Here is a 563-nt window from a genome sequence, read left to right on the forward strand (position 1 = left end):
GCCGCGCTGGCCGACGACGTCCGCGAGGTCGGGCGCGGCGGGTGCCGGCAGGCCGTCGAGGCAGGGCGCCGCGACCGGCGCGAGCCGCCCGTCCGGCGCATCGGCGAGGTGCGCGCACAGCGCGGGCAGGTCGCGTGCACCGAATACGGTCACGCCCGGCACGAGCGCGGCCTCGGCGGCGCTGTCGAGCGGCAGGTACAACTCGGGCGAGCGCGACGTCACGGTGCAAGCGCGCGTCTCGCCGGCATCCAGGCCCGGGCCGCCGGCGAGGCCCGCGCCGGATTCCTCCGCACGCCGGTCCCGCGCGGCGCCGCACGCCATCGCGAACGCGCCGCGCATCGGCCGCAGTGCGCCCGTCAGCGACAGCTCACCGGCGAATTCGCGGCCGGCCAGCGCGTCGGCCGGGATCTGGCCGTTCGCGGCGAGGATGCCGAGCGCGATCGGCAAATCGAAGCGGCCCGATTCCTTTGGCAGATCGGCCGGCGCGAGATTGACGGTGATGCGGCGCACCGGGAATTCGAACCCGCAGTTCTGCAGCGCGGCACGCACGCGCTCGCGGCTTT

1 protein-coding gene is annotated in these 563 nt (G+C 76.2%); it reads right to left on the reverse strand.

Annotation, left to right across the window (positions count from 1 at the left end; all coding sequences use genetic code 11):
* Positions 1-563, reverse strand: a 563-nt coding sequence (locus JMF90_RS39730) for an ATP-binding protein (RefSeq protein ID WP_201326617.1), incomplete at both ends; no start/stop codon positions are given.

The sequence above is a fragment of the Burkholderia sp. E168m23 genome (assembly GCF_016586125.1).
GTDB classification, from domain to species: Bacteria; Pseudomonadota; Gammaproteobacteria; order Burkholderiales; family Burkholderiaceae; genus Burkholderia; species Burkholderia orbicola.